The 2,941-nt window shown below is 64.1% G+C and carries 2 protein-coding genes; both read left to right on the top strand.

Annotation, left to right across the window (positions count from 1 at the left end; genetic code table 11):
• Positions 1 to 46 precede the first annotated feature (46 nt).
• Positions 47 to 1,537, top strand: a complete 1,491-nt coding sequence (locus VJS90_RS19805; RefSeq protein ID WP_324123328.1) for an aldehyde dehydrogenase — start codon at positions 47 to 49, stop codon at positions 1,535 to 1,537.
• Between the two features lie 242 nt (positions 1,538 to 1,779).
• On the top strand, positions 1,780 to 2,697 hold the full coding sequence (locus VJS90_RS19800) for a DMT family transporter (protein WP_324123327.1): 918 nt from the start codon (positions 1,780 to 1,782) through the stop codon (positions 2,695 to 2,697).
• Positions 2,698 to 2,941: the final 244 nt, after the last annotated feature.

Genomic DNA, 2,941 nt, shown 5'->3' with positions numbered 1-2,941 from the left:
GCGACCCTCAAGCGCAACATCGCCCAGATCACCGGAGGTGCATGAGATGGCTGAATTGCTGAGCAAGGCCCAATACGCGGACATCGCCGCCAGACTGGAATTGCGGACCCAGGCGTTCATCGACGGCGAGTTCCGCGATGCCATCTCGGGCCGCACCTTCATCACCACCAACCCGGCCACCGGCAAGCAGCTGGCTGAAGTCGCCGCCTGCGACACCCAGGATGTCGACGTGGCCGTGGCGGCCGCCAAGCGGGTGTTCGAAGACGGCGCCTGGTCGAAGCTGCAGCCTGGCGAGCGCAAGCACGTCCTGCTGAAGTTCGCCCAGCTGCTGGAAGACAACTCCCACGAGCTGGCTGTGCTGGAAGCGCTGGACAGCGGCAAGCCGGTCAGCGAGTGCCAGAACGTCGACGTGCCGGAAACCATCCACACGATCCGCTGGCACGCCGAGCTGATCGACAAGATCTACGACGCCACCGCGCCGACCGGCAATGCTGCCGTGACCATGGTGGTGCGTGAAGCCATCGGCGTGGTCGGCCTGGTGCTGCCGTGGAACTTCCCGCTGCTGATGCTGGCCTGGAAGATCGCTCCGTCGCTGGCCGCCGGTTGTTCGATCGTGGTCAAGCCTGCCAAGGAAACCACCCTGAGCGCGCTGCGTGTCGCCGAGCTGGCGCACCAGGCTGGCATCCCGGCCGGCGTGTTCAACCTGGTGCCTGGCGGTGGCCGTGAAGTGGGCGAGGCCATCGGCCGCCACATGGACATCCCGATGGTCAGCTTCACTGGCTCCACCGACACTGGCCGGTTGTTCCTCAAGTATTCGTCCGAGTCCAACCTCAAGCGCGTGGTGCTGGAGCTGGGCGGCAAGAACCCGGCCGTGGTGATGAATGACTGCGAGGACCTGGACGAAGTCGCCCAGTTCGTCACTGCCGGTGCGTTCTGGAACATGGGCGAGAACTGCTCGGCGTCCTCGCGCCTGATCGTCCACAAGGACGTCAAGGACGAGCTGCTGGGCCTGATCGGCAAGCACCTCAAGGACTGGAAACTGGGCGACCCGCTTGATCCGGACAACCGCCTGGGCGCGATGGTCAGCAAGTCGCACTTCGAAAAGGTGCGCGAATACCTGGACTACGCCACCGAGCAGAAGCTCAGCGTGGTGCAAGGTGGCGAGACCGAGCAAGGCGTCTTCGTGCAGCCGACCATCGTCGACAACGTGGCGCGCGACAGCCGGCTGTTTGTCGAGGAGATCTTTGGCCCGGTGCTGAGCGTGACCAGCTTCGAGACCCTCGATGAAGCCATCGAACTGGCCAACGACACCATCTACGGCCTGGCCGCCTCGGCCTACACCGGCAGCCTGCGCAACGCCCTGCGCCTGTCGCGTGAAATTCGCGCCGGGGTCGTGACGGTCAACTGTTTCGGCGAAGGCGACGCGTCGACGCCCTTCGGAGGCTACAAAGAGTCCGGATTTGGCGGTCGCGACAAGTCCATTTGGGCGCATGATCAGTACACGGAGCTGAAGACCATCTGGATCAATGCTTCGTGATTGAAACGGTGCTGTTCTGACGGAGTTCGGCACCCCGGCCACCGCCCCACGCAGGCGGTGGCCAACCTGATTTCATTTCTGTTGCAAGGCGGATAAGCAGCTCGGCCCGTCAGGGTCAGACAACGCTGCGGCGCTCAAGGCACCCGGATCACCGGGGCCACACATCTCCCCAAATAAACAAACCCGTGCACAGGTCCGCTGGGGAGTGGCTGCGTGCGCATACTTTATAGATTCGACTGCCCATGATCGCTTCAGATGTAAACGCTATCGTCCAAGGGACGAGTCCCCGCCACGCCCTCGTGGTGGCCCATATCGCCGCTGTGCTGTTCGGTCTGACCGGCATCCTCGGCGCCCTCATTCATGCCGATGCGACCATCATTACCTATGGCCGCGCCGCCTTCGCCGTGCTTGCCCTTGGCCTGGTCGCCCAGCTGCAGCGCCGTGCGCTGTTCAAGGGGCTCGACCTGCGCAAGCTGATGGTCATGGCGCTCACCGGCGCCCTGCTGGCCGCGCACTGGGTGACCTTCTTCATCGCCATCAAGGTGGGCGGCGTCGCGGTCGCCACGCTGGGCTTCGCGAGCTTCCCGGCCTTCATCGCATTGCTTGACCTGGCCGTGTTCCGCGAGCGTATCGGTGCCAGCGAAGCCATGCTGCTGTTGCTGGTGAGCATCGGGCTGGTGCTGGTGGTGCCTTCATTCGATCTGCTCGACCAGGGCACCATCGGCTTGCTGTGGGGCCTGGCTTCCGGTTTGTCGTTTGCCTTGCTGGCCATCGCCAACCGCCGCGCGGTGCGCGGCATGGATGCATTGCAGGTGGCCTTCTGGCAGAACGTCACCGTCGCCGTGCTGGTCGCGCCGTTCGCGCTGAGCCATTTCGAAGCGCCCGGTTTGCAGATGGCGGACTGGGTGTACCTTGGCTTGCTGGGCGTGTTTTGCACCGGGCTGTCGCAGTTCCTGTTCGTCAAGAGCCTGGAAGGGCTGGAGGCGCGCAGTGCCGGGATGATCATCGCGCTGGAGCCGGTGTACGCCATTGCCTGCGCATGGTGGCTGTTCAACGAGGAACCGTCGGTACGGATGCTGGTCGGGGCAGGGGTGATCATCCTGGCGACCGTGCTGTCGGCCTGGGGCAAGGTCAACAAGACCAGTGAGCGGGTGCGCTGACTGAAGACTGATAGCCTCACTCATCCTGTGGGAGCGGGCTTGTCCCGCGATCGGGCCCGAAGGGGCCGTAGACCCTGCCGGCGAGTGGATATCCTGGTGATCGGGATTATGCTTCAAGAGACCTCGCCGCACGGCGGGGCCGTCAGTCTGTGTTCCATGCTTTCGTGCGATCCGCGGTTCGATGACAGTCGTTCGAGGACGCAGCCCGATGAGAGCAGCCCGATGACATCAGCCCCAGGGCCAG

It is taken from the genome of Pseudomonas sp. (genome assembly GCF_035277045.1).
Classification (GTDB): domain Bacteria; phylum Pseudomonadota; class Gammaproteobacteria; order Pseudomonadales; family Pseudomonadaceae; genus Aquipseudomonas.
This window is presented reverse-complemented; position numbering and strand designations above follow the sequence as displayed.